The sequence below is a fragment of the Phycicoccus mangrovi genome (assembly GCF_018729305.1).
In the GTDB taxonomy this organism is placed as follows: Bacteria; Actinomycetota; Actinomycetes; order Actinomycetales; family Dermatophilaceae; genus Phycicoccus; species Phycicoccus jejuensis.
The window spans coordinates 86005-111019 of the sequence record NZ_JAHHWP010000012.1; the positions used below are offsets into that span (position 1 = coordinate 86005).

A 25015-nucleotide genomic window follows, 5' to 3' on the forward strand; every position below is an offset into this window, starting at 1 on the left:
CGGGTTCACATCCTCAGGTCGAGTCGGGAGTCGGTGTGCTGGAGGGGTGCCGGCGTCGGAGCCGCGAGCGGTGGCGCCGGGCCGTGGCGGACGGTCACGTGCCCGCTCGTGCGCGGCTGCCGGAGGTCCTGCGCGTCGGCGCCGTTCCGGCCGGGGGTGCTGCCGGAGCCGACGTCGAGGCTGGTGGCCCGCAGGCCGGACTCCTCGAGGCGGGCCTTCAGCTCGGTGAGGCCGTCGCGGAGCGCGTCGCGCGTGCCGGTCTCGGCGGCGGTCAGGTGCATCCGCACCTCGTCGCCGCTCACCGACAGGCGCACGTGCACGGCGCCGAGGCCGTCGGGGTCGAGGCGGATGGTCAGCTCGTGGCTGCCGTCGGCGCCCGTGAGGAGCGGACCCACGGCGGTGAGGACCTGGGTGTGTGCCGGCTGCGGGACGGGAGCGGCGGCCGGGGTGGCCACCGCGGCCGTCGCGCCGGTGACGGGGGACGGCGCCGCGAGGGCGGGAGCCACCACGGTCGGTGTCGGGGTGGTGTCGGGCGTGCTCGCGGCGGCCGTCGTCAGGGCCTCGTGCACCGCGGCGTGGACGGGCGCGGGGACGTCGGTCGCGGCCGGGGCGGGCGCGTCGGCCGCCGTCGCCCCGGTCGTCGGCGCGGGCGCGGCGTCGCCGGTGGCACCCGCCGATGCGGGCGCGCCGGCCGGGGCCGGGGTCGCGGGCGTCGTGGCGGGAGCGCTCGTCGGCGCGGGCGCGGCGTCGCCGGTGGCACCCGCCGATGCGGGCGCGCCGGCCGGGGCCGGGGTCGCGGGCGTCGTGGCGGGAGCGCTCGTCGGGGCCGCCGCGTCGGGGGCGGTGGTGGCGGACCCCGGGGCCGTGGTGGTCGCGGCGTCCGTGGCCGGGACGGTCGCGCCGGAGGTCGCCGTGCCGTCGGTCGTCGTGCCCTGGTCCGGGGCGACCGTGGTCGTCGTGGGCGCCGTGCTCGGGGCGGCGGCGGGAACGACCGGCGTCGCGGGGGCGGCACCGGCCGGGACGGTCGCGGCGTCGACCGCGCCGACGGCGGTGACCGCCGGGGCGTCGACCGGTGCGGGGTTCGCGGCGACGGCCACCGGGGCGCCGGCGACGACGGGGAGGACGACCGCGGGCGGGGTGGCCGGGGCGGGCACGGCCGTCGGCGTGGCCTCGGAGGCGGTGGTGCCGACCGCAGCGGTCGCGGCGGTGTCGGTGGTGTCCGTGGTGTCGGCGGCGGTGGCGACCGGTCGGTCGGCTCCCCCGTCGTCCGGGGTCGTGCGGGCGGCCGGCAGGTCGCCGGCGCGGTCGGCGCCCCGGCCGCGGGCCGGCTTGGTCTCGACGGGCCGTCGCTCGCGCGGGTCGGCCGGATCGACGCGCTCCCCCGCGTGCGAGGGCTCGCCCGTCGCGGGGGCGGCGCCCGACCGGGCCGCGAGGACGGCCGCGAAGCCGTCCTCGGACGCGGCGGGGCGCCCGGGGCGCGCGGCGCCGGGCTGCGGCGCGACGCTCGGCGTGACGACGAGGGACATCAGCTCACTCCCAGGGTGCCGAGGACTCGGCGGACGTACTGCTGGGTCTCCGCGTACGGCGGGATGCCGCCGTAGCGCTGCACGGCACCGGCGCCGGCGTTGTAGGCCGCGACCGCGAGGTCGAGCCGGCCGAAGCGCGAGAGGTCGCGCTTGAGCATCCGGGCCGCGCCGTCGACGGCCTGGGCCGGGTCGAACGGGTCGACCCCGAGGCCGCGCGCGGTCGCCGGCATCAGCTGCATGAGGCCTTGCGCGCCCGCGCCGCTGACCGCCCGGGTGTTGTACCCGCTCTCGGCCTTGGCGACCGCGTCGAGCAGGCCGGCCGGGAGGCCGTAGCGCGCGGTGGCGGCCGAGAACAGCTGCTGCAGACCGGTCGGCGCACCGCTGCCCGAGACCGCCCCCACACCACCGGTCATGGCGGCGACGCCGACACCGGGGACGCCCTCGGCGACCGTCGGGCCGATCCGGCGGATGGCCGACGGGGTCTTGTAGACGTCCTGGACCTTCACGACGTCCCCGCGCTTCGGGGCCGCGATCATCTTGCCGTCGCCGAGGTAGATGGCGATGTGCGTGACCGGGGAGTTGAAGGCGAGCAGGTCGCCGGGCTGGGCGTGGGCGAGGTCGGGGACGGCCGTGCCCTCGCGGGCCTGGTCGGCGGCGACGCGCGGGAGGCGCACGCCGACGTCGCCGTAGGCGCGCTGGACCAGGCCCGAGCAGTCGAGGCCGCTCGGCGAGGTGCCACCCCACACGTAGGGGACGCCGAGGTACTTCTTCGCGGCGGCGACCGCCCGCGAGCCGACGTCGGTGCCGCCCCCGAAGGAGCCGGCCCCGAGGTCCGCGCTGCCGTCGACGCCCTCGAGCGCCGCGCCGTAGACGGAGTCGAAGGAGGACGCGCCCGTGGCGGCCGCCGTCTGGGTGCGGGCGCCGCCGGAGACGGACGCGATGGTGCTCTGGATGGCGGCCATCCGGGCGAGGGCGGCGGCGGGGCCGGAGGTGTCGACGCTCACGCCTCGTCCTCCGTCCGGCGGCCGCGCACCGACTCCTCGGCGGTCTGCTCGTCGGCCGCGAGGACCTCGAGGCGCTGCTCCTCGGCCGCGCGCTCGACGAGCCGCTCGAGACCGGAGGTGCGCGTGCGCGCCTCGGTGAGCAGGGCGCGGGCGCGGTCGGTCTCGCCCTCGGCGAGGGCCTGCTCACGGACGGCGTGGGCCACGCCGTCGGCGCGGCGGGTCTCGGCGGCACGTGTGCCGAGGAAGGTCGCGAGGTCCACGGGCACGCCGACGCCGCAGACCTCGCGCGCGCCGTAGCGGGCGGCGGCCTCGACGGCGGCCTCGGCGGCGCGGCCCTGCGCGGCGGCGGCGCGGGCGAGGTCGCCGCGGCGCTGCTCCTCCTGGATGGTGCGGACACGCAGCACGGTCTTCAGGCGCTCGGTGCGGGTGCTCACAGCGCACCCGCCAGGCTCGAGAGGGCGGCCCAGCTGTCGCGGGCGTCGGTGACGTCGTCGAGGTCCTGGCGCAGGAAGGCGTCGATGGCGCCGCTCTGCGCGAGGGCGCGGTCGACGAGCGGGTTGGTGCCGGCGACGTAGGCGCCGATCTCGACGAGGTCCTTGGCGTCGCGGCGGGCCGCGAGGAGGCTGCGCAGGGTGTCGGCCGCGGCGCGCTGCTGCGGGTCGGTGAGGGCGCGGTTGGCGCGCGAGACCGACTCGAGCACGTCGATGCACGGGTAGTGGCCGGCGGTCGCGAGGCGGCGGTCGAGCACGACGTGGCCGTCGAGGATGGAGCGCACGGCGTCGGCGACCGGGTCGTTCATGTCGTCGCCCTCGACGAGCACGGTGTAGAGACCGGTGATGCTGCCGCGCTCGGCCGTGCCGGCGCGCTCGAGCAGCCGGGGCAGGATGCCGAAGACCGACGGCGGGTAGCCGCGGGTCGTCGGCGGCTCGCCGGCGGCGAGGCCGACCTCGCGCTGCGCCATCGCCACGCGCGTGACGCTGTCCATCGCGAGGAGGACGTCGCGACCCTGGTCGCGGAACCACTCGGCGATGCGGGTCGCGGTGAACGCGGCGTGCAGGCGGACGAGGGCGGGCTCGTCGGAGGTCGCGACGACGACGACGGCGCGGGCCAGGCCCTCGGGGCCGAGGTCGTGCTCGACGAACTCGCGCACCTCGCGGCCGCGCTCGCCGACGAGGGCGAGGACGGTGACCGGGGCGTCGGTGCCGCGGACGATCATCGACAGCAGGCTCGACTTGCCGACGCCGGACCCGGCGAAGATGCCCATGCGCTGGCCGCGGCCGCACGGGATGAGCGTGTCGAAGGCGCGGATGCCGAGGCCGAGCTGGGTGTTGATGCGCTCGCGCGTCATCGCGGGCGGCGGCGTGCCGTCGGTGCCGACCCACTGGACGTCGGTCAGCGCCGGGCCGCCGTCGATCGGCTGGCCGAGCGCGTTGACGACGCGGCCGACGAGGCCGTCGCCGACCGGCACGCGCAGCGGGCCGCCCGTGGCCTCGACGCGGTCGCCGACGCGGACGCCGCGCAGCTCGCCGACCGGCATGCAGCGCGCGGCGCCGTCGTCGAGGGCGACGACCTCGGCGAGGATCGAGCCGCGCTCCCCCACCACGCGCACGGCCTCGCCGACGGCGACGTCGAGGCCGCTGACCTCGAGGCCGACGCCGACGGCGCGCGTGACCCGGCCGGTGACCCGGGGGCGGGCCGCGGCGACGAGCTCGTCGTGGAGGGTCGTGGTCATCGCGCGAGCACCTCGCGGACGCGGGTGAGGGCCGAGGAGAGCTGCGCGTCGACGGTGCGGTCGCCGACGTCGGCGAGGCAGCCGCCGCGCTCGACGGTGGGGTCCGCGACGACCTCGAGGACGGAGGTGGGGGCGAGCGCGCCGAGGTCCTCGGCGGACGCTGCGAGCAGCTCGGCGTCGTCCGGGTTGAGGCGGACGAGGACGGTGCCACCGCGCGGCACCTCGGTGAGCGCCCGGGCCACGGCGTCGCGGGCGGCGCAGCCGTCGACCTCGAGGTGGTGGCCGACGAGCGCCTCGGCGATGTCGACGGCGAGCGCGGCGGCGGTGGTGAGGACGTCGCGGACGGTGAGCCCGGCGACGGCGTCCTCGGCGGCGCGACCGATGCCGGTGAGGGCGGCGGTGACGCGGCGGGCGTGCTCGGCGCGCTCGGCGGCGGCGGCGGCCTCCGCACGCTCGAGCCAGGCGACCTGCTCGGCGGCGGCCTCGCGCCGGCCGGCGGCGATCCCGGCCTCGCGGCCCTCGAGCCACTCGGCGGGGATGCCCACGCCGGCGGGGTCGCCGGCGGGGGCGAGCTGGCGGCCGAAGCTCGCCGGGCGCAGCTCGTCCGCACCGCGCAGGAGGGTCGTGGGACGCAGGTCAGTGGACGAGGTCATCGCTGCCTCCCGCCCGGGACATGACGATCTCGCCGGCCTCCTCGAGGGCACGGATGCCCTTGACGACGGCGGAGCGGGCCTCCTCGACCTGGGCCGTGCGGACCGGGCCGAGCACCTCGACCTCTTCCTGGAGGGCGGCCGCGGAGCGCTCGGACATGTTGCGGAACACCTTGTCCCGCACCGCCGGCGTCGCACCCTTGAGGGCGAGCGCGAGCTCCTTGGCGTCGACCTGGCGCAGGACGAGCTGGATCGTCCGGTCGTCGAGGTCGACGATGTCGGTGAACGCGAACATCTTCGAGCGCAGGTCCTCGGCGAGGGTGGGGTCGCGCTCCTCGATGCCGAGGAGGATGGCGCGCTCGGTCTCGCGCTGCGAGCGGTTCATGATGCCGACGAGCGGGTCGAGGCCGCCGACGGTCACGTGGTCGCGGGCGTCGCCGAGGGTGGCGAGGCTGCGGACGAGGTGGGACTCGACGACCCGGACGACCTCGGGGCTCGTCTTGTCCATCGTCGCGAGGCGGTGGGCGACGTCGGCGCGGACCGCGTCCGGCAGCCCGGAGAGGACGAGCGCGGCCTGCTCGCTCGAGAGGTGCCCGAGGACGAGGGCGATGGTCTGCGGGTGCTCGTCCTCGAGGAAGGGGCGCAGCAGGGCGCCGTCGACCGTGCGCAGCGACGCGAACGGGGCGTGGCTGATGGCGGTCGAGAGCCGCCCGAGGATCTCGCGCGACTGCTCGTGCTCGGCCTTGACGAGCATCTCCTCGGCGATGTCGAAGCCGCCGCGGGTGCGCTGCTTGCTGACCCGCACCATGTCCTGGAACTCGGCGAGGACGGCCTCGCGCGACTCCTCGTCGGCGACGTCCATCGCGGCGACCTCGGCCATGAGGGCCTCGATCTCCTCCGGGCGCAGCGAGCGCAGCACCGGCGCCGACTGGTCCGGGCCGAGCTGGATGAGGAGCAGGGCCGCCTTGCGGAGGCCGCTCATCGGCTGGGCGGTGACGGTCACTTCGCCCCCTCCGAGATCCAGCCGCGCAGCAGGCGGGCCACGTCGTCGGGGTTGTCGCGGGCCATCGACTCGACCGCGCCGGAGCCGGCGGTGACGAGCTGGGTCTCGGCCGGCTCGCGCATCGGCAGGGCCGCGCGGGCCTCGGCCATCTCGAGGACGGCGTCGGCGGGGGCCGGGCCCTCGGGCACGCGGTAGTACTCGAGCTCCTCGGGCTCCGCGTCGCCCTTGCGGCGGCGGCTGCGGAGGAACCCGAAGACGAGGGCCAGGAGGACGAGGAGCGCGAGCCCGCCGGTCTTGGCGAGGTCGATCATGTTCTGCTGCTTGGCGTCCGCGGCGGCGGCCTCAAGCTCCTTCTGCGCCGCGGCGGCGGCGGAGGTGTCGAAGGGCAGCGAGGTGACCTCGACGAGGTCGCCGCGCTTGGGGTCCAGGCCGGCGGCCGCGGTGACGAGGCGGGTGATGTCGTTGGAGCTGACCGAGGCGGAGGCGGCGGAGTCCAGGAGGACCGCGACGGACATCCGCTCGACCTTTCCCGGGGTGCTCTTGACTGACTCCTTGAGGGTGCCGAGCGCGTTGGTCTGGCTGGTCTCGGTCTTCGAGTACGAGCCCGTGCCACCGGTTCCCGTGGTCGTCGTGCCGCCGAGGACACCGCCGGCGGGGGCGCCGGTGCCGGTGTAGGTCTCCTTGGAGGTCTGCAGCTGCGTCGTGGTCTGCGGCTTGGTCGGGATGTAGGTCTCGCGGTCGGTCTGCTGGGCGTCGAAGTTGAGCGTGGCGTCGACGCGGACGACGGCCTTGCCCGGGCCGACGACCTTGTCGAGCATCGACTGGAGGTTGGCGGCGGCGGCGTCCGAGACGGCGCGCTGCTGGGTCTGGCGCGCGTCGGTCCCCCCGGCACCGGTGCCGTTGCCGCCGGCGCTGAGGACCTGGCCGGTGGCGTCCGAGACGGTGACGTCGGCCGCGGCGAGCTTCGGCACGGAGCCGGAGACGAGGTTGACGATCGAGTCGACCGCGCCGGAGGAGAGCGTCTTGCCGGGGGCGGTCTTGACGAGGACCGAGGCGGTCGGCTTCGCCGCGTCGGAGGTGAAGACGTCCTCCTGCGGGACCGCGAGGTGGACGACGGCCGACTGCACGCCGTCGAGCGCCTGGACGGTCTTGGCCAGCTCGCCCTCGAGCGCGCGCTGGTAGGTGACCTTCTGCTGGAAGTCGCTGCTCGTCATGCTCTGCTGGTCCAGCAGCGAGTAGCCGGTCGCGCCCTCGCCGCCGCCGGCCGGCAGGCCCTGGCCCGCGAGCGAGATGCGCTGCTGGTAGACCTGCGCCTGCGGCACGAGGACGGTCTGGCCGCCGTCGGCGAGCTGGTAGGGCGTGCCCGCGTCGGTGAGCGCGGAGGTGACGGCGCCGGCGTCCGAGGCGCTGAGGCCGGTGAACAGGGGCGCGTAGGCCGGCGTGGAGACCCAGCGGACGAAGAAGAAGCCGCCGATCGCGACCCCGAGGACCGCGACCATCGCGACCATCTTCTGGCCGGCCGTGAGGTCGGAGAACATCTTCCCGCCCCGCGCGAGGAGGGCCTTGGGGTCCGGGCCGGTCATACGGGCATCCTCATGATCTCGGTGAAGGCCTCGACGGCCTTGTTGCGGACGGCGACCGTCAGCTGGGTGGCGACGGCCGCCTGGTTGGCGGCGATCGTGTAGTCGTGGACGTCGCTCAGCTGGCCGGTGACGGCCTCGACGGCCTTGGTGTCACTGACCTTCTGGAGCTGGTCGAGCTTCTCGAGGCCCTGCGTGACGGCGTCACCGAAGCCGGTGGCCTGGGGGCCGGCGGGGCGCTGGGTCGCCCCGACGGGGGGCAGCGCACCGAGCGACGAGATCGGGCTGATGCTCATCAGCGGCCCAGCCCGATCGCCTGCTGGTAGGCCGCCTGGGCGCGCTCGACGGTCGCGAGGTTCGCCTGGTAGCCGCGCTGCGACATGATCAGCTGGGTCATCTGCTCGCCGAGGTCGACGTCGGGGGCGCGGACGAAGCCCTGCGCGTCGGCCATCGGGTTGCTCGGGTCGTGGATGAGCCGGCCCTGCGCGGAGGAGAGCTGGATGCCGGCGACGTCCACGCCGGTGCCGTTGCCGCGGGACTGGGCGACGACGTAGCGGGCCTGGAAGGCGTTCTCGCTCGTCGGGCGGACCGTGTTGACGTTGGCGATGTTGTCGGAGATCGCGTCGAGCCAGGTGCGGTGCAGCAGGAGGCCGCTGCCCGCGGTGTTCATCGCACCGAAGAGGGCCATCACGCACCGCCGATCGCGTTGCGCAGGCGCTGGAAGCGGTCGGTCATCGCCTGGACGCCGAGCTGGTAGGACAGGCCGGTCTCGGTGGCGGCGAGGGTCTCCTCGTCGAGGTTGACGTTGTTGCCGTTGAGGCCGGCGGGGTCGGAGGACGCCATCGTGCGGATGGCGGAGGAGCCGGTGTCGCCGCCGGAGGCCCACGCGGAGGCGAGGCTGCTCTCGAAGTCGACGCGCGCGGCGGTGTACCCGGGGGTCTGGAGGTTCGCGATGTTGTCCGCGATCGTGCGCTGGCGCACCGACAGACCGGTGAGCGCCCGGCCCAGAGCACGGAACGTGCTGTCGCCGACGGGGTCGATCATGGTTCTCCTGGAGGCGTCACGCACCATCCGCGAACGGTGGTGCGTCGGGTACGCCGCGCGTCCCTGGCGGCTGACGGCCATCCATGACCGCCTGCCCCATCGGCGTCCCCCCGGGCGACTTGAGGCGCCAACGACGGTGTGGCCGAACGGCCGAGTCACGTTCCGACGCTCGGCCCGACCTCCCCGCTCGGCTTGCGCGGAGCCCCTCCCGGTGCCTACACCGGCTGCGGGGTCAGCGCAGGAAGTCGAGGATCGAGGGCTGGACGACCTTGGCCGTCGCCTGGAGCGCCGCCTGGTAGGCGGTCTGCTGCACGCTGAGGTCGGTCAGCGCCTTCGCGAGGTCGATGCCCTCGACGGTCGACAGCTGCACCGACGCGCGGGTCGCCGCGGTCTCGCTGACGCTGCGGACCGACTCCAGCCGCGTCGTGCGCGACCCGATGATGCTCTGGCTCGTGCGCAGCGTCGAGCTCGCGGCGTCGAGGTCGCTCAGGCCCTGCTCCATCGCCGTCTTGTCGCCGCTGCGCAGCGCGTCGGAGAGCCGCTGCAGGATGCCGGCCCCGGCAGGGTCGCTCGGGTCGGCGAAGAGGGTCGAGAAGGCCTGCGGTCCCACGATGCTGACCTCCAGCCGGTCCGGACCCGTCGTGATGCGGCGCTCGACCGCGGTCGTGTTGCCGAGGTAGGCCCCGTTGCTCGCGTAGGCGTTCTCGGTGTCCTGCGTGCCGGCGAAGACCGCGCGGCCGAGGTAGCGGGTGTTGGCGACGTCGAGCAGGCTCGAGCGCAGCTGGTCGAGCTCGGCGGCCATCGCCGCGCGCTCGTCGGTGCTGTTGGTGTCGTTGGTCCCCGCGAGCACGAGCTGGCGCGCGCGCTGCAGCAGGGGGCCGCTCTGCATGAGGGCGGAGTCCGCGCTGGCCAGCCAGCCGGCGCCGTCGTCCATCGCGCGCTGCAGCTGCTCGTTGCGCAGGCTCTCGGAGCGCAGCGACATCGCGGTCGCGGTGTCGGTCGGCGAGTCCGAGGGCTTGCCGAGGCGCCTGCCCGAGCTGATCTGGTCCTGGGTCGCCTGCAGGCGCGCGAGGCTGGCCTGCAGCGACGAGACGACCTGCTGGCGGGTGGCGCTGGGCGTGACGCGGTTCATCGCGGTGCTCCGGGGACGGGCGAGGCGCTGGACATGGTCATCGTGCCATCTGCATGAGCGTGTTGAGCGTCTCGTCGACCGCGCTGATGAAGCGCGCGGCCGCCTCGTAGGCGTGCTGGAAGCCCATGAGCGAGACCATCTCCTCGTCCACGCTGACGCTCGAGACCCCGAGCCGCGCCGACTCGGCCTGGCCGGCGAGCGCCGTCTGGACGTCGGCCCGCCGCGAGGCACCCTGCACCTGGACGCCGATGGAGACGACGAGGTCGCGGTAGGTGGCGTCGGGGCCGGACTGCAGCTCCGAGAGGGCGGACATCCCGTCGGCGTTCTTGCCGTCGCTGGCCGGCGGCGGCGCCGAGGAGGCGGCCACCCCCGCCGCGGTGAGCGGCGCGAGGCGCAGCGACGCCGCGGAGGTGCCGGCGAAGAACGGGGACCCGGTCGCGCCGGTGGCGTCGTACCCGGCGGCCTGCTGGGCGTTGACCGTGCTCGCGAGCGAGGCGGCGACGGCGTCGAGGCGCGACATGACGGTCGGGATCGTGCTGTCCAGCGTCGTGAGCATCCCGCCGATCTCGCCGGCGCCGACCGTGGCCGGGGTGCCGCTGGCCGCCCAGACGACCGACACAGGGCTCGCGCCACCGGGGCCGGTGGACGGGCCGGACACGGCGAGGCTGCTGACGTGCGCGCCGGACACGAGCACCGAGCCGCCGACCGTCAGCGTCATCGTGCCGTCCTCCATCGGCTGCGCGATGGCGCCGACGACGTCGCCGAGCTGGCCGATGAGCTGGCCGCGGCGGTCCTCGAGCTCGGAGGTGTTGACGCCCGCGACCTTGGACGCGCGGATGGCGTCGTTGAGGTCACCCACGTCCTGGGCCAGGCGGTTCACGCGGTCGACCGAGGAGTTGAGCGCCTCACGGGTGCCGCCCCACTGGGTCGAGAGCCGGCCGGCGAGCTCGCGGAACTGGGAGGCGAGGCGGCCGCCCTCCTCGAGCACGCTCGTGCGGGCCGCGCTGCTCGTCGGGTCGGTCGCGAGGTCGCCCCACGTGCTCCAGAACTCGGCCATGCCGGCCTGCAGCCCGGTGTCGCCCGGCTCGCCGAAGGCCGACTCGACCATCGAGTAGCCGTTGGCGACCTGGGTGGCGGCGGTCGCGGCGCCGCGGGTCTGCTGCGCACGGACCTCGAGGAGCTGGTCCTGGATGCGGGTCGTGCCGAGCACGACGACGCCCTCGCCGATCGCCGGGATGCGCCCGAACATCGACGGCACGTCGGTGCTCGACGCCGCCGCCTGGTCGATGCGCTGACGGGTGTAGCCGGGCGTGTTGACGTTGCTGATGTTCTGGCCGGCGATCTCGAGGCCGCGCTGGGCGGCCTGGAGGGCGCTCAGGCCCATGCCGAGGGAGGAGGCGCTGGACATCTCAGGCCCTCGCGTCGACGTAGGCCGGCGTCTGCCGGACGGGGGTGGTGTGCGGGCGGCGCTCGTCGGCGCCGAGGGCACGGACCGTGGCGGCCATCCGCTCGCCGATCTCGGCCTCGAGCGCGCGCGTGCGCTCGAGCGCGGCGGTGACGCGAGGGGCGAGGCGCTCCGGCAGCGGGCCGGTGGTGCGCGGCGAGCGGCCGAGCACCTCCGCGAGGTCGACGAGGTCCCCCGAGCGCACGGCGTGCTCGGCGCGCGCGAGGTCGCCCTCGACCGCGTCGAGCGCGTCGTCCCAGGAGAGGTCGGCGACGGTCACGACGCCTCCGCGGTGGCCGAGACGGTCGTGAAGGCCTCGCGCAGCGGCTCGACGAGCTCGAGCACCTCGGTGACGAGCTCGTGGGACTTCGTCGCGTTGGCCCGGACGAGGCGCTCGACCACGTAGTCGTAGAGCGCGGCCAGGCCGCGACCCTCGGGCCACATCTCGAGGTCGAGCGAGGTCGAGAGCTCGGTGACGACGTCCTGCGCGTGCCGCAGGGCGTGGTGCGAGCCCTGGATGTCGCGCTTCTCGATGGCGATGGTCGCGAGGTGCAGGTCCTTGACGAGCCGGTCGAAGAGCAGCACGACGAGGCGGCTCGGGGAGGCCGTCGTCACGGAGTCGCTCTGGTAGAGGCGGCGCAGGGTGGCGGTGGTGGTCACGTCGTCGTCTCCTGGCTCAGTTCGAGCTCGAGTTGGTCGGGAGGGTCTTGAGCTGGCCGGTCAGCCAGTCGCCCTGGGACTTGACGGTCCCGAGGAGGGACTCCAGGGCGGCGTACTGCCGCTTGAGGGTGTCCTCGCGCAGCGACATCCGCGTCTCGAAGGACGCGATCTGGTTCGTGTAGTCGCGGATCCGGCCCTGCTCTGACTTCACCGCGTTGGTGATCGAGCCCTTGAGCGGGTCGGCGGCCTGCTGGGCGACGTCGGCGATGGTCGACGCCATCGTCGTGAGGTTGGCCGTCACCTTGGCCGGGTCCTTGGCGTAGGCGGCGAGGAAGGCCGTCTTGTCCAGGGCGATCTTGCCGTCGCGCCCGACGGTGATGCCGGCGGCGGAGGGCTGCGAGGCCGAGCCGCCGACGGCGGCGTCGGTGACCCGCCGCACGATGTTCTGGGTCAGCGAGTTGCCCAGCAGCACACCGGCGGTCTTGGTGTCGCCGTTGAAGCCCGAGCGCGCGCCGATGAACGAGATGGCGGCGTTCGCCGCGTCGACGAGGGCCTGCATCTTGTCGGCGATGCCGGAGGAGTCGCCGGCGACGGTGACGGTGACCGGGGTCGTCGGGTCGGCCTTGGTCGCCGTGATGGTCGTCCCCGGCAGCAGTCCGGTGACGTCCTTGCTCGCCGAGCGGACGTCGAAGGCGCCCGGGCCGGTGCCGACGCGCAGCACGGTGTCGGTCGGCGTCTGCAGCTCGACGAGGTCGCCGAGGCCGCTCGTCCCGAACGCGCCGGCCGAGACCATCACGTCGGACGCGGCGCCGGTGGTCGCGGAGGTGAGCTGGAGCTTGTAGGCGGCGTCGCCGACCTTGACGGTCGTTCCGGACAGCCCGAGCGACGAGGAGGTCGCGGCCGAGGCGACCTGGGCGATGGTCGACCCGGCCGCGAGGCCGAGGTCCGCGAGGGTCGCGGTGCCGGCCCGCAGGCCGCCCGCGAGCGAGAGCTGCACGGAGTCCGTGCCCGCGCCGGCAAGGGTGACGGTGGAGCCGGGGCCGAGGTCGGTGAGCGTCGTCGCGACGCCGTCGAGCTCGACGACGCCGTCGGTGCCGTGGGCGGTCGTGGTCGTGTCGGTGAGGCCGAGCGCGGGGTCGGCGGAGACGACCTGCAGCGAGGCGGCGCTGCCCTCGCGGGTGGTGGCCAGGCGCAGCGCGCCGTCGTCGCCGGCGGTCGCGGTGAGGCCACCGCCGGCCGCGCGGGTCACCTCGGCCGCGAGTGCCGCAGGGGTGTAGACGCCGGCGGCCAGGCTGATGCTCTGGGGACCCGAGCCGAGGTCGACGACGAGCTGGGCGCCGGAACCGATGGTCACGGTCGAGCCGAGCGGGACGCCGGAGAGCGTGGCGCCGCCGGAGGCCTGGGTCACCTTGACGGTGTGGGACCCGGCCGCGAGCGTCGTGCCGGAGAGGAGGGCCGAGGCGCCGAGCGCGGCGAGGCCCTTGGCGGCGACGACCGGGCCGGAGGTGACGGCGGTCGAGGTCGAGGCGACCGAGCCCTTCGAGACCGCGGACCCGGCGGAGGCGACGCTCGACACCGTGAAGGTCGTGGTCCCCGGCAGGGCCGTGCCGTCGGTGACGACGGAGACGGCGCTGGGGGCGGAGGAGGTGGAGGTCGTGGTCGTCCAGCCCGAGGTCTTGAGGAGCGGGTCGGGGACGAAGAACTTCGCGGCGTCGCGGAGCGACAGCATCTGCGTGTTGAGCGACTGGAGGACGCTGACCATCGTCTGGCTGGCGGTCTTACCCTTGGTGAGGCCCGCGCCGGACTGCCGCTCGACGGTCATCAGCTGGCTGATGATCTGCGTCGTGTTGAGGCCGGAGATCAGCCCGTCGACTCCCGGCATGGTCCTGCTCCTTCCTCGCTGCTGGCGGTGACCGTGCGCCCGGGTCCGTGCGAGAGCCGGACCCGGGCGACGGTGTCAGTCAGTGCTCAGGCTCAGCCGAGGAGCTTGAGGACGGACTGCGGGGCGCTGTTCGCCTGGGCGAGCATCGAGACGCCGGCCTGGGAGAGGATCTGGCTCCGGCTGAAGGAGCTCATCTCCTTCGCCATGTCGGTGTCACGGATGCGCGACTCGGCGGCGGCCGCGTTCTCCGACGCGACGCTCAGGCTGTTGATGGTGTGCTGCAGACGGTTCTGCACCGCACCGAGGTCGGCCCGGTTGCCCGAGACGGTCTTGATCGCGGTGTCGATCGCGGTCAGGGCGGTCGCCGCGCCGGCCGCGGTCGAGACGTCCAGGGAGCCGGTGCCGAGGGTGGTCGTGTCCGCCTTGTCGAACGTGACGTCGACGGTCTGGCCGCTGTTGGCGCCGATCTGGAAGGTGAACGTGCCCGTGGTGCCACCCGTGCCGTCGAGCAGGTTCTGCCCGTTGAACTGCGTGGTGTTGGCGATGCGGTCGAGCTCCTCGTTGAGGGCCGTCACCTCGCTCTGGATGGCGGCGCGGTCGTCCGCGGTGTTCGTGTCGTTGCCCGACTGGACCGCCAGCTGACGCATGCGCTGGAGGATCGAGTGCGTCTCGTTGAGCGCACCCTCAGCCGTCTGGACGAGGGAGATCGCGTCCTGGGCGTTGGACGTGGCCTGGGAGAGGCCGTTGGTCTGGGCGCGCAGCTTCTCGCTGATCGCCAGGCCGGCGGCGTCGTCCGCGGCGCGGTTGATGCGCAGACCCGAGGACAGGCGCTCGAGGCTGGTGTTCATCGAGCTCTGGGTGGAGCTGAGGTGCCGGTAGGTGTTCAGAGCGGCGACGTTGGTGTTGACCTGCAGACCCATGATGTTTCCTCCTTGGATGGGGTCTCGGACCGCCGTCCGTGGCGATCCGTGCCGCTCCCAGTCGGGGCGGCACACCCCTCATCGGCGGCGCCGTGAGGGACTTGAGGGCCCCGGCGAACTTTTTCCGCCGGGGCCGTTCAGGGGTGGTCGCGGGCGGTCAGCCCGCGAACCGGACGCCGGCCGAGCGGCCGGCGAGGGAGCCCCGCTGCGCCATGGAGGCGCGCTGGGCGATGTCGGCGTAGTAGCCCGCGCGGCGGCGGGCGGCGGCGGTCGTCGCGGCGGCCGCGGCGGCGGGTCGCTCCTCGCCGTGCGTGGCGCGCATCCCGTCGCGGAGCATCCCGAGGGCCTCCGTGCGCAGCTGCGAGACACGGGACTCGGTCACCCCGAGCTCCTCGGCGACGTCCTTGAGGAGCCGGTCCTCGAAGAACGTGGCCTGGACGACGATGCGCAGCCGCTCGGGCAGCGCGGCGACCGCGGCCGAGAGGTAGCTCTCGCGCTCGCGCTGGACCACGACGTCCTCGGGGGTGCGCTCGTCACGCGGCAGGGCGGCGTCCGCGACGCCGGCGTCGACGAGCGAGTCGAGGCGCACGACGACCGAGCGGTGCACGGCCTCGGAGACCTGGCGGACCGCGTCGACGCCGACGCCGAGGCGGTCGGCGAGCTCGCGCTCGCCCGGCTCGCGGCCCAGCTCGGAGGTCATCGCGCCCCGGACGGCGTCGAGCTCGCGGGCCCGGGTCCGGACCGAGCGCGTCGCCCAGTCCATCGAGCGCAGCTCGTCGAGGAGGGCCCCCTTGATGCGGGTCGCCGCGTAGCGGCCGAACGGCACGCCCCGGCTCGCGTCGAACGACTCGGCGGCCGACGCGAGGGCGAAGAGGCCGGCCGACGTCAGGTCGTCGGTCGCCACGTGGGAGGGGAGGCGGGCGCTGAGGGCGCGCACCTCGTAGGTGACGATCGGGAGGTGCTCGCGGCAGAGCGCGTCCACGTCGTGACGGGGGGCCGCAGGGGAGGCCGTGGTGGTCATGGGTCCAGATTCCCGACGCGCGGCCGCCGCCGCCAGCGGTAGGAGGCTCCGGGGCCGACTTCGATCCCTTCGGCCACCGGGGGCGTCTCCGACCGGTCAACCGGGGTCGTCCGAACGGCCGGTTGTCGTGCCGATCCGCGCCTGCGCCACGCGTGCGCGCGCGCGTGGCAGACTGGCTGGACGACCCAGGGCGGGATCCGTGCCGCGGAGCCGCTCAAGTCCGCCCCGCCCGACCCGATGAGGACACCGTGCCCGACAGCCAGACCGACATCGCCGCCGCCTGCGCGGACCTGTCCGAGTCGCTGTGGCGCACCCGCGAGCTGCTCGACGTGCTCGCCTACCGCATCGAGGTGCAGCGGGCCCTCGTCGAGACCGCGCGCTCCGGCTGGCTCGCCCGCTCCACCCGGGAGGTCGACGACACGATCGCGACGATCCGCTCCTCGGAGCTCGCGCGCTCGGTCGACCTCCTCCCCCTGACCGAGGCCCTCGGGCTCTCGCCGCAGGCCAGCCTGCGCGAGCTGGCCGAGGCCGTGCCCGCGCCCTGGGACCAGGTGCTCGCCGAGCACCGGCACGCCCTGGGCGAGGCCACCGCCGCGCTCCTCCAGGCGGCCCTCGCCAACCGCGAGCTGCTCGCCTCGAGCGCACAGGCCATCGAGGAGGCGCTCTCGCGCTTCCACGGGGCCGGGGCCGGCTCCACCTACACCGCCACCGGACGGCGTGACCGGGACACCGCCGGCCGCCTCTTCGACGAGACCACGTGAGGGACCGGATGACCCAGCAGACCCAGGAGGCGGACCTCGACGTCCGTCGGATCCACCTGCCCGAGGGCCTCGTGGGCTTCCCCGCCACCGAGTACGAGGTGCGGGCGGTCGCCACCGGGCTGTTCGACCTCGCGCCCGTCGGGGACGCCGGCCCGAGCTTCGTCACCGCCGACGCGGCCGCGTTCTTCCCCGACTACCACCCCGAGATCGACGACGCGACGGCCGACCGGCTGCACCTGACCACCGCCGAGGACGCCCTCGTCCTCGTCGTCGTGACGATCGCCGAGGACATCACCCGCTCGACGGCCAACCTCCTCGCCCCCCTCGTCGTCAACACCCGCACCTCCGACGCCGAGCAGGTCGTCCTCACCGGGCAGGACCTCCCCCTCCGGGCGCCCCTGGTGGCCGCATGACCGGCGCCGGGATGCTCGGCCGGGGGGTGCTCGCGTGCTCGTCCTGAGCCGACGCCCCCACGAGGCCATCCGGATCCGGCACGACATCGTCGTGACGGTCCTCGAGATCAGCGGCGACAAGGTGCGCCTCGGGATCGAGGCGCCGGGTGACGTCCAGATCCACCGCGAGGAGATCTACCTCGCGGTGCGCGCGGCCAACGAGGAGGCCACGGCCCGCCCCGGCGCCGCCGGTGACCTCGCGCGCGCGCTCGGCAGCGGGGCCCCCGCTCCCGCACCGCGTGGCTCGGGCTCTCCGCAGGCTCCCGCGCGGCCGGCCGGGCCCACCCCGGCGGCCCCCGGACGGCCGGCCCCGCGCCCGCCCGCCGGCCCCCGCGACGCCTGACCCCTCCCCCACCGTCAGCTGCGTGCTACACCGCGGTACGTGTCGTCAGGACGACGGTTACTGCGGTGTAGCGCGCACCGGGGAGGGTCAGAGGCGGCCGTCGGCCAGCCGCTGGAAGGGCTTGCGTGTCGAGGACGTGACCTTGACGATGGACTGCCCGTCGGCGCTCGTGCCGATCGCGCCGTCGACGACCGTGTGGTCCACCTCGGCGGGGTCGGCGCGGTAGAAGGACGCGAGGAAGGTCAGCGCCTCCTCCGCGCCGAGGTCGGTCTCGGAGTGCCGCGACGTGATGGTCATCGCCCGCGCGAGCGAGCCGACCCCCTGCGCCCGGGCGGCGGCCGCCGCCGCCAGGATGATCTCCTGCTGGTGGCGGGAGCGGCCGAAGTCGCCGTCCGGCAGCGACTTCCGCTCGCGCGCGTAGGCGAGGACGGTGTTGCCGTCGGCCTTCTGCCGGCCCTTCTCGACGTCCAGCAGCCCGAGGAAGGTGAAGCTGCGGGCGATCGTCAGCGGCAGCCCGCCCGCGTCGTCGACGATCTTGCGGAACCCGGAGAACCCCGTGACGACGTAGCCCTCGATCGGCAGGCCGCTCAGGGACTCGACCGTCCGCACCTGCGCCCGGCCCCCGCCGTAGGCGAAGGCGGCGTTGATCTTCGAGGTGCCGCCGGTCGACAGGGGCACGTAGAGGTCGCGGGGGATGCCGACGACCCCCGCGCCACCCTTGCCGTCAACCCCGACGACCTGCAGCGTGTCGGCCCGGGACCCCTTGAGGTTCGTCGAGCGCGCGTCGCTGCCCATGACGAGGACGAAGCGCGGCCCCTTGCCGAGGGAGGCCCCCTTGTCGAGCGAGGGCCACCATCCACCGACGACCTTCCAGCGCGGACCGACGGCGAGCGTCACGTCGTCGCCCGAGGTGACGACCGCGACCTTCTCCTTGCCCCACGTGCCGAGCGAGGCCTTCGCCTCGACCCCGGTGCAGCCCGCGTAGACGGCGGCCACCGCCTTGGTCAGGGCGGCGTCGGCTCCCTCGACCGTGACGGCGGCCTCCGTCGGGCTCGGCGTCGGCGAGGCGCTCGTCGGTGCGGGGGCGGTCGAGGAGGTGGTCGGCGCGGGGTCGCCGGTGCACCCGGCGAGCAGCAGCGCGACGGTGGCGACGGCGACCGGGCGCAGGGACGCGGCCGGGGAGCGACGGGACGCGGAGGACATGGGCAGGAGGGTAGGCCCCCACCCCGCGCGGTCCGGGACCGGGCTCAGGCGTGTCTCAGCGCGGGACCGCGTCGGTGCGCGGGCGGCGCGAGCCGCGCACGTGGCGGTCCCACGGGGCGGCGAGGTACTCGCCGAGCACGGTCCCGGTGGCGATGGCCAGCAGGACCCCGCCCGCGGACAGCAGCGTCGAGAGACCGGACTGGAAGGTGAGCAGCCCCGAGTCCTGCCCCTGGGCGACGAGCTCGTAGAGGCCTCGGAAGATCGTCAGACCGGGCAGCAGGCCGAAGCTCGCGGGCACGACGAGCACGAGGGAGGGAGCATCCATCCGTTGGGCCAGCAGCCGGCCGAACACACCGACCACGACCGCCGCGATGCCGGTGGCCGTGACGGAACCGACCCCCGGGCCGCGGGTGAGCACCGCCGAGACCGCGACCCCGACGATGGTCAGCAGCCCCATCGGGAGGATGAGCCCCCGGCGGCTCTGCACGGTGACCCCGGCCGCGAGACCGACGACGAGGGACGCCAGCAGGGCCGGGACGATCGGGGCCTGGCTGACCCGCAGGTCCAGCACGTCCGGCGAGACGAAGCTGCTGCTGGTCCAGCGGGTGAGCGTGAGCATCGCCCCGAGCCCGGACGCGATCCCGATGATCAGCCCGGTGAGCGACAGCAGGACGGCGAGCAGGCGCCCGGCGCCGGTCAGCGGGTAGCCGAAGATGACGTCCTCGATCGCGGAGGCCATCGTGCGTCCGGGCAGCATCGCGACGATGCCGCCGGCGACGACGAAGGCGAAGTCGGCCTCCGTGAAGGGGATCGCCCCGGTGGCCCCGACGGCGTAGAGGCCTCCGGCGAGGAGGGTCGCCGCGAAGGAGTTGATCGCGTTGCCGTAGAACTCGGGCAGGTCGACCCGGGCGTGCAGCCGGGCGATCCCGGCGACCGCGAGGACGACCCCGATGGTCGCGAGGGCCGCGAGCGCGCTCGCGCCGATGACGACCGCGACGGCGGAGGCCAGCACGGCGTTGGCGAGCGAGATGGCCCACTTCGGGTAGGTGCGGGGGGTCCGCTTGATCTGCCGCAGCCGGTCGGAGGCCTCGTCGGGGGTCACCTCGCCGGCGACGAGCGACTCGACGAGACGGTGCACGGCGACCAGGCGCGCGTAGTCGAAGCGGGTGTGCCGCACGACCTTGAGCATCGTGTGCTGGCGGCCCTCGGCGCTGCGCGCCTGGACGAGGATCGACTGGAGGGTGATGTCGAGCTCGACCTGGTCGACGCCGGCGGCCGCGGCCGTCGCGGCGATCGCGCCCTCGACCTGGGGAGCGCCCGCCCCGCAGCGGAGCATCAGCGCACCGACGCGCAGCGCGAGGTCGAGCCCGCGCTCGATCGTCGGGTCCGGGGCGGAGGCGCCGGGGATGCGGGCGTGCCGGTACGGCGTCCGGCGGAGCAGGTCGGCCATCGGCATCGGCTCGGTGGGCAGGTCACCGCGCAGGATGCGGGCCCGTCGGGTCCGGGGGTCGGTCACAGCTGCGGCACCACCTGGTCGACCCACGAGGGGGCCTGCGGCAGCGGCCACCACTCCGGCCCCCCGCGGGATGCGGTGAGAGCGGTGAGCAGCGCCCCACCGAGGAGGAGCGCGACGACGAGCACCTGCCGCACCGGGGGACGCCCGGTGGCGCCCCGCACGAGGCTGCGGCTGCCGCGGCGCAGGCTCGCGCCGCCGGGCCCCCACCAGGCGGTGAGGGCGGTGAAGACACCGGCCGCGAGCAGCGGCACCACGCCGTCCGCCCGCGTCGAGGCGGAGGTCGCGCCGCCCACGACGAGGGCCGCGGCGAACATCGCCGAGACCCCGACGAGCAGCGGGAGCGCGAGGGTGACGAGCGTGCCCACCGCCCCGACGACGACGTGCCAGGGACTGCTGACCACGGCGACCGCGACGTCGGTGCCGCGGGCTCCGCGGTCGTGGCGGCGCATCACGAGCGAGGTGACCGACCGGTCGGCGGTGCGGGCGAGGACCATCCACGCGGCGAGCGCGCCGAGGGCGACGAGCGGGGCGGCCGCCGCCGTCCCGGCGAGGAGGGCGAGGAGCGCGAGGAGCACCCCCGACCGCCTGGGCAGACCGATCCGGGGGTCGACCCGCGCCTCGTCCACGTCGTCGTCCGGCTCGCCGGGCAGGCGGCCCGGGGGCAGCGCGGAGGGCGGGGGGCCGGGCGGCAGCACCCCGGGCGGCGGCCCGGGTCGGCCCGCGCCGGTGGGCGGCGGCGGGAGCACGCGCGGGGCGACGGGGGGCAGCGGGGTGGGTGACGCCGCGGCGGGCACGGGCAGGACCGCGGTGCCGGCGGTCGGGAGGGCCCGGGTCTCGGGCCGGGCGCGGCGGACCTCGATGGCCGAGGTCGCGAGCTCGCCGCGGGCGTAGCGCTCGAGGGCCCGGACGACCTCGTGCTGGTGCGGGCGCTCGTCCGGGTAGGGCGAGAGCGCGGCGTAGAGCAGGGGCTCGATGCGGGGGTCGACGGCCACGAGGTCGGGCTCCCCGGCCGCCACCCGCGCGAGGACGGCGTTCATCCCGCCGCTGCCGAACGGCGGCGTGCCGCTCGCCGCGAAGGCGGTCGTGGCCGCCCATCCCCACCAGTCGGTGGCGTCGGTGACGTCGTCGCCGTGGACGACCTCGGGGGCGAGGTAGCCCGGCGTGCCCATGACGAGCCCGACGCTCGTCAGCCGGACGTCGTCGACGACGTGGGCGATGCCGAAGTCGATGAGCACCGGGTCGCCGTCGACGAGGAGGACGTTGCCCGGCTTGACGTCGCGGTGCACGACGTCGGCGGCGTGGATCGCCTCGAGCGCCTGGGCGAGGCCGTCGGCGAGGCGGTGCAGCTCCGGCGGGGGCAGCGGGCCGCGCGACGCGACGTGGGTGTCGAGCGCCGGGCCGTCGATGAAGCGGGTCACGACGTAGGGGGTGTCGCCGTCGACGTCGGCGTCGACGACGGGCGCGACGAAGGGGCTGCGGATGCGCTCGAGCGTCTCCACCTCCCGGGCGAGGCGCCGGCGGGCGTCCGGGTCGTGCGCGACGTGGGGGCGCAGGACCTTGACGGCGACCGCCCGGCCGTGGCGGTCGAGCCCGAGGTGGACCACGCCCATCCCGCCCTCGCCGAGCCGCTGGACCAGCCGGTACGGCCCGAGCCGGGCGTGCGTCCCCGGGTCGTCGGGGTCCGGGGACGGATGTCCGTCCACGGGGGCGTCGGCGGTCATGGCTCCACGGTATTCGCTGGGGCTGGGTACGCGCTGGACGGGTGCACCCCGGGCGCTCCCCGTGCCCCGCCCGTGCATCAATCGACGAATGTGTCGATTGCTGCACACCCGCGGGGACCCATCCGTGCAGGAATCGACGAATGTGTCGATTGCTGCACAGCCGCGGAGACCCATCCGTGCAGAAACCGACGAATGTGTCACTTCCTGCACACCCGGGCGGCGCGGCACCGGGATGCGCCCGCGGCACGCAGCACCTGCGCGGCGAAGCGGGAGGTTCCGGGAGGGCCGCCCCCGGAGGTCCGCGGTGACAGGGTCCCGGGGGCGCTACTGCTGGATGTAGTCGCGCAGCTGGTCGCGCTCGGCCTGCAGCGTGTCGATCCGGAACTTGACGATGTCGCCGATGCTGACGATCGCCCCGAGCGCGCCGTCGACGACGACCGGCACGTGCCGGATGCGCCGCTCGGTCATCCGCGTGGCGAGGTCCTCGAGCGAGTCGTCGGGGGTGCAGGTGTGCACGTCGGCGGTCATGATCTGCTCGACGGGGGCGTCGAGCGCGCCGGCACCGTCGGAGTGCAGGTGCCGCACGACGTCGCGCTCGCTGACGATGCCGTGCACCGACGAGCCGTCGCCGCTCACGACGACCGCGCCGATCCGGTGCTCGGCCAGGAGGGCCAGCAGCTCGGTGACGGTGGCGTCGGGTCGCACCGTGACGACCGCATCACCCTTGCGCTTGACGACGTCCGCGATCCTCATGGCCCAACCGTAGGGACTCCCGGCGGGACGCGCCAGAGGAAGGGCGGCCGCCGCGCCACCCCCTGGGACGGTCCTCGCGGCGCGGGCGGGTCGTCCGGCATACTGGCGAAACCGCTTGCACCGACGCAGGCGGGAGCTCCACCCCTTTACAACGGATCGTCCGGCACGTTCCTGCCGGTGAAGGAAAGGCAACGACGCCATGGCAACTGTGAAGTTCGACGAGGCCACCCGCATCTACCCGGGCAACGACACCCCCTCGGTCGACAAGCTGAACATCGACATCCAGGACGGGGAGTTCCTCGTCCTCGTCGGTCCCTCCGGCTGCGGCAAGTCCACCTCGCTGCGCATGCTCGCCGGCCTCGAGGAGGTCAACGGCGGCAAGATCTGGATCGGTGACCGCGACGTCACCGACCTGTCGCCGAAGGACCGCGACGTCGCGATGGTCTTCCAGAACTACGCGCTGTACCCGCACATGACGGTCGCCGACAACATGGGCTTCGCCCTGAAGATCGCCGGCGTCGACAAGGGCGAGATCCGCAAGCGCGTCGAGGAGGCCGCGAAGATCCTCGACCTCACCCAGTACCTCGAGCGCAAGCCGAAGGCCCTCTCCGGTGGCCAGCGCCAGCGCGTCGCGATGGGCCGGGCGATCGTCCGCAGCCCGCAGGTCTTCCTCATGGACGAGCCGCTGTCGAACCTCGACGCCAAGCTCCGCGTCCAGACCCGCACCCAGATCGCCAGCCTCCAGCGCCGCCTCGGCGTCACGACCGTCTACGTCACGCACGACCAGGTCGAGGCCATGACGATGGGCGACCGCATCGCCCTGCTCAAGGACGGCGTCCTCCAGCAGTGCGCGACCCCGCGCGAGATGTACGACAACCCGGCGAACCTGTTCGTCGCCGGGTTCATCGGCTCCCCCGCGATGAACCTCGTCACCGTCCCGGCCTCGTCCGACGGCGCGAAGTTCGGCAACCACACGGTCACCATCCCCCGCGAGGGTGTCGAGCACGGCGGCTCGCACGTCGTCGTCGGCGTCCGCCCGGAGGACGTCGAGATCACGACGAACAACGACGGCCTCGAGCTGACGATCGACGTCGTCGAGGAGCTCGGCGCCGACGCGTACGTCTACGGCACGCCGACCGACAGCAACATCAGCCTCGTCGGGGGCGACGACAACCTCGCCAAGCCGTTCATCGCCCGGGTCGACGGCCGCTCGGTCCCCCCGAAGGGCTCGAAGGTCTACGTCTACCCGAAGGCGCAGCACATGCACGTCTTCGACCCCGAGAGCGGCAAGCGCCTCTGAGGCGTTCCGCCGACTCACCCGCACGCGACGACGCCCCGGACGAGACACTCGTCCGGGGCGTTGCCCGTCCCCGGCCCGCCCGCCGTCCCGAGTCCCCCGACCCCGGAAGCCCGTCATGGCCCTCGAGCTCACCGCCGCCCGCCCCGACCCCGCCCTGCTCGACCTGCCCTGGCGCATCCCGCTCGAGGAGTGGCCGGACGACATCCTCGCCGCGCTCCCCCGCGGCATCTCCCGGCACGTCGTGCGGTTCGTCCGCCTCTCCGGCCGCGTCCTGGCCATCAAGGAGATCAAGGACGACATCGCGCGCCGCGAGTACGAGATGCTGCGCAACCTGCGGCGGCTGCACCTGCCGTCGGTCGAGCCCTTCGCGGTCGTCAGCGGGCGCGTCGGCCTCGACGGCGAGCCGCTCGACGCGTGCCTCGTGACCCGGCACCTCCAGTACTCCCTCCCCTACCGCGCGCTCTACAGCCAGTCGCTGCGCAAGGGCACGGCCACCCGCCTCATCGACGCCCTCGCCGTGCTGCTCGTCCGCCTGCACCTCACCGGCTTCTGGTGGGGCGACGTCTCCTTGTCCAACACCCTCTTTCGCCGCGACGCCGGCGCGTTCGCGGCCTACCTCGTCGATGCCGAGACGGGCGAGCTGCGCAACCGGCTGAGCGACGGCCAGCGCGAGCACGACCTCGAGATCGCGCGGGTCAACATCGCCGGGGAGCTGATGGACCTCGACGCCGGCGGCCTGCTCCAGGAGGAGCGCGACCCCGTCGACGTCAGCGAGCGCATCGTCACCCGCTACCGCGAGCTCTGGGCCGAGCTGACCAACGCCGAGACCATCGACGACACGGAGCGCTGGCGGGTCGACGACCGCATCCGGCGCCTCAACAAGCTCGGCTTCGACGTTGACGAGCTGGAGATCACCACCGACATCGACGGCACGTCGATCCGGCTGCAGCCCAAGGTCGTCGACTCCGGCCACCACTCGCGGCGGCTGCTGCGGCTGACCGGTCTCGACGTCCGTGAGAACCAGGCGCGCCGGCTGCTCAACGACCTCGAGGTGTACTCGGCCGCGACGGGGCGCCAGGGGGAAGACGAGGAGATCATCGCCCACGACTGGCTCGCGCAGGTCTACGAGCCCGTGACCCGGGGCGTGCCGCGTGACCTCGTGGCGAAGCTCGAGCCCGCCGAGGTGTTCCACGAGGTGCTCGAGCACCGGTGGTACATGGCCGAGCGCGCGCAGCACGACATCCCCATCCGCGAGGTCGTCGAGGACTACGTGGCCAACGTGCTCCCCGGCAAGCCGGACGAGCGCGCGGTCCTCGGGGTCGACACCGAGGAGCTGCCGGTCATCGCCGACCGGTGAGGTCCGGGACG

The 25015-nt window shown here is 74.6% G+C and carries 26 protein-coding genes; 5 read left to right on the plus strand and 21 right to left on the minus strand.

The genetic code is table 11. The features are described from left to right. Window positions 1-5: 5 nt before the first annotated feature. From KMZ30_RS10775 to KMZ30_RS10855, 17 genes are all read right to left on the minus strand, one after another. On the minus strand, window positions 6-1526 hold the full coding sequence (locus KMZ30_RS10775; protein ID WP_215512282.1) for a flagellar hook-length control protein FliK: 1521 nt from the start codon (window positions 1524-1526) through the stop codon (window positions 6-8). Continuing rightward, on the minus strand, window positions 1526-2530 hold the full coding sequence (locus KMZ30_RS10780; protein ID WP_215512281.1) for a transglycosylase SLT domain-containing protein: 1005 nt from the start codon (window positions 2528-2530) through the stop codon (window positions 1526-1528). Before KMZ30_RS10780 ends, KMZ30_RS10775 begins: the two co-directional genes overlap by 1 nt. Beyond that, window positions 2527-2964 (minus strand): hypothetical protein, encoded by a 438-nt coding sequence (locus KMZ30_RS10785; RefSeq protein WP_215512280.1) that lies wholly within the window; start codon window positions 2962-2964, stop codon window positions 2527-2529. The genes KMZ30_RS10780 and KMZ30_RS10785 overlap by 4 nt, the downstream gene beginning before the upstream one ends. Next, window positions 2961-4262, minus strand: coding sequence for a FliI/YscN family ATPase (locus KMZ30_RS10790; RefSeq protein ID WP_215512279.1), 1302 nt, complete (start codon window positions 4260-4262; stop codon window positions 2961-2963). The genes KMZ30_RS10785 and KMZ30_RS10790 overlap by 4 nt, the downstream gene beginning before the upstream one ends. Then, window positions 4259-4915, minus strand: coding sequence for a FliH/SctL family protein (locus tag KMZ30_RS10795; RefSeq protein ID WP_215512278.1), 657 nt, complete (start codon window positions 4913-4915; stop codon window positions 4259-4261). The genes KMZ30_RS10790 and KMZ30_RS10795 overlap by 4 nt, the downstream gene beginning before the upstream one ends. Beyond that, the gene (fliG, locus tag KMZ30_RS10800) at window positions 4899-5915 is read right to left on the minus strand and encodes a flagellar motor switch protein FliG (RefSeq protein WP_308279641.1); all 1017 of its coding nucleotides are present in this window, start codon (window positions 5913-5915) and stop codon (window positions 4899-4901) included. The genes KMZ30_RS10795 and fliG overlap by 17 nt, the downstream gene beginning before the upstream one ends. Next, entirely contained in the window at window positions 5912-7498 is a 1587-nt protein-coding gene (fliF, locus tag KMZ30_RS10805) for a flagellar basal-body MS-ring/collar protein FliF (protein WP_215512277.1), read from the minus strand. Before fliF ends, fliG begins: the two co-directional genes overlap by 4 nt. After that, entirely contained in the window at window positions 7495-7791 is a 297-nt protein-coding gene (gene fliE / locus KMZ30_RS10810; RefSeq protein ID WP_215512276.1) for a flagellar hook-basal body complex protein FliE, read from the minus strand. Before fliE ends, fliF begins: the two co-directional genes overlap by 4 nt. Beyond that, window positions 7791-8183: a flagellar basal body rod protein FlgC gene (locus tag KMZ30_RS10815; protein ID WP_030528531.1), complete on the minus strand. Its 393-nt coding sequence runs from the start codon at window positions 8181-8183 to the stop codon at window positions 7791-7793. Before KMZ30_RS10815 ends, fliE begins: the two co-directional genes overlap by 1 nt. Continuing rightward, on the minus strand, window positions 8183-8539 hold the full coding sequence (locus KMZ30_RS10820; RefSeq protein ID WP_215512275.1) for a flagellar basal body rod protein FlgB: 357 nt from the start codon (window positions 8537-8539) through the stop codon (window positions 8183-8185). Before KMZ30_RS10820 ends, KMZ30_RS10815 begins: the two co-directional genes overlap by 1 nt. Window positions 8540-8771: 232 nt before the next feature. Beyond that, on the minus strand, window positions 8772-9671 hold the full coding sequence (gene flgL, locus KMZ30_RS10825; protein WP_215512274.1) for a flagellar hook-associated protein FlgL: 900 nt from the start codon (window positions 9669-9671) through the stop codon (window positions 8772-8774). A 37-nt stretch (window positions 9672-9708) separates the two neighbouring features. Continuing rightward, complete coding sequence (gene flgK / locus KMZ30_RS10830; protein ID WP_215512273.1) at window positions 9709-11079, minus strand: flagellar hook-associated protein FlgK; 1371 nt, start codon at window positions 11077-11079, stop codon at window positions 9709-9711. Window position 11080: 1 nt separating this feature from the next. Beyond that, window positions 11081-11395 (minus strand): hypothetical protein, encoded by a 315-nt coding sequence (locus KMZ30_RS10835; RefSeq protein ID WP_215512272.1) that lies wholly within the window; start codon window positions 11393-11395, stop codon window positions 11081-11083. After that, window positions 11392-11775, minus strand: a complete 384-nt coding sequence (gene fliS / locus KMZ30_RS10840) for a flagellar export chaperone FliS (RefSeq protein ID WP_215512271.1) — start codon at window positions 11773-11775, stop codon at window positions 11392-11394. The genes KMZ30_RS10835 and fliS overlap by 4 nt, the downstream gene beginning before the upstream one ends. A gap of 16 nt (window positions 11776-11791) precedes the next feature. Next, the gene (fliD, locus tag KMZ30_RS10845; RefSeq protein ID WP_215512270.1) at window positions 11792-13657 is read right to left on the minus strand and encodes a flagellar filament capping protein FliD; all 1866 of its coding nucleotides are present in this window, start codon (window positions 13655-13657) and stop codon (window positions 11792-11794) included. Window positions 13658-13749: 92 nt separating this feature from the next. Beyond that, window positions 13750-14577: a flagellin N-terminal helical domain-containing protein gene (locus KMZ30_RS10850; RefSeq protein ID WP_215512269.1), complete on the minus strand. Its 828-nt coding sequence runs from the start codon at window positions 14575-14577 to the stop codon at window positions 13750-13752. 157 nt (window positions 14578-14734) lie between these two features. Then, window positions 14735-15598, minus strand: coding sequence for a sigma-70 family RNA polymerase sigma factor (locus KMZ30_RS10855; RefSeq protein ID WP_215512268.1), 864 nt, complete (start codon window positions 15596-15598; stop codon window positions 14735-14737). Between the two features lie 248 nt (window positions 15599-15846). On the opposite strand from KMZ30_RS10855, the gene flgN reads away from it, so the two are divergent. Genes flgN through csrA form a run of 3 tightly spaced genes read left to right on the plus strand, consistent with a single transcriptional unit; the run spans window position 15847 to window position 17154 of the window. Next, entirely contained in the window at window positions 15847-16359 is a 513-nt protein-coding gene (flgN, locus tag KMZ30_RS10860; RefSeq protein WP_215512267.1) for a flagellar export chaperone FlgN, read from the plus strand. 8 nt (window positions 16360-16367) lie between these two features. After that, window positions 16368-16772, plus strand: a complete 405-nt coding sequence (gene fliW / locus KMZ30_RS10865; RefSeq protein WP_215512266.1) for a flagellar assembly protein FliW — start codon at window positions 16368-16370, stop codon at window positions 16770-16772. Between the two features lie 34 nt (window positions 16773-16806). After that, window positions 16807-17154 (plus strand): carbon storage regulator CsrA, encoded by a 348-nt coding sequence (csrA, locus tag KMZ30_RS10870; protein ID WP_215512265.1) that lies wholly within the window; start codon window positions 16807-16809, stop codon window positions 17152-17154. An 87-nt stretch (window positions 17155-17241) separates the two neighbouring features. On the opposite strand, the gene KMZ30_RS10875 is transcribed toward csrA, so the two are convergent. The 4 genes from KMZ30_RS10875 to KMZ30_RS10890 form a co-directional block, all read right to left on the minus strand. After that, entirely contained in the window at window positions 17242-18357 is a 1116-nt protein-coding gene (locus tag KMZ30_RS10875; protein ID WP_215512264.1) for an LCP family glycopolymer transferase, read from the minus strand. Between the two features lie 55 nt (window positions 18358-18412). After that, entirely contained in the window at window positions 18413-19873 is a 1461-nt protein-coding gene (locus KMZ30_RS10880) for a threonine/serine exporter family protein (protein WP_215512263.1), read from the minus strand. After that, window positions 19870-21594, minus strand: a complete 1725-nt coding sequence (locus KMZ30_RS10885) for a serine/threonine-protein kinase (RefSeq protein WP_215512262.1) — start codon at window positions 21592-21594, stop codon at window positions 19870-19872. The genes KMZ30_RS10880 and KMZ30_RS10885 overlap by 4 nt, the downstream gene beginning before the upstream one ends. A 324-nt stretch (window positions 21595-21918) precedes the next feature. Further along, complete coding sequence (locus KMZ30_RS10890) at window positions 21919-22347, minus strand: CBS domain-containing protein (protein WP_215512261.1); 429 nt, start codon at window positions 22345-22347, stop codon at window positions 21919-21921. Between the two features lie 199 nt (window positions 22348-22546). Between KMZ30_RS10890 and KMZ30_RS10895 the strand changes: the two genes are divergently transcribed. Both KMZ30_RS10895 and KMZ30_RS10900 read left to right on the plus strand, forming a co-directional pair. Continuing rightward, complete coding sequence (locus tag KMZ30_RS10895) at window positions 22547-23647, plus strand: ABC transporter ATP-binding protein (RefSeq protein WP_215512260.1); 1101 nt, start codon at window positions 22547-22549, stop codon at window positions 23645-23647. A 115-nt stretch (window positions 23648-23762) separates the two neighbouring features. Continuing rightward, a complete protein-coding gene (locus tag KMZ30_RS10900; RefSeq protein ID WP_215512259.1) occupies window positions 23763-25004 on the plus strand; it encodes a DUF4032 domain-containing protein in 1242 nt (413 codons plus the stop codon). Window positions 25005-25015: the final 11 nt, after the last annotated feature.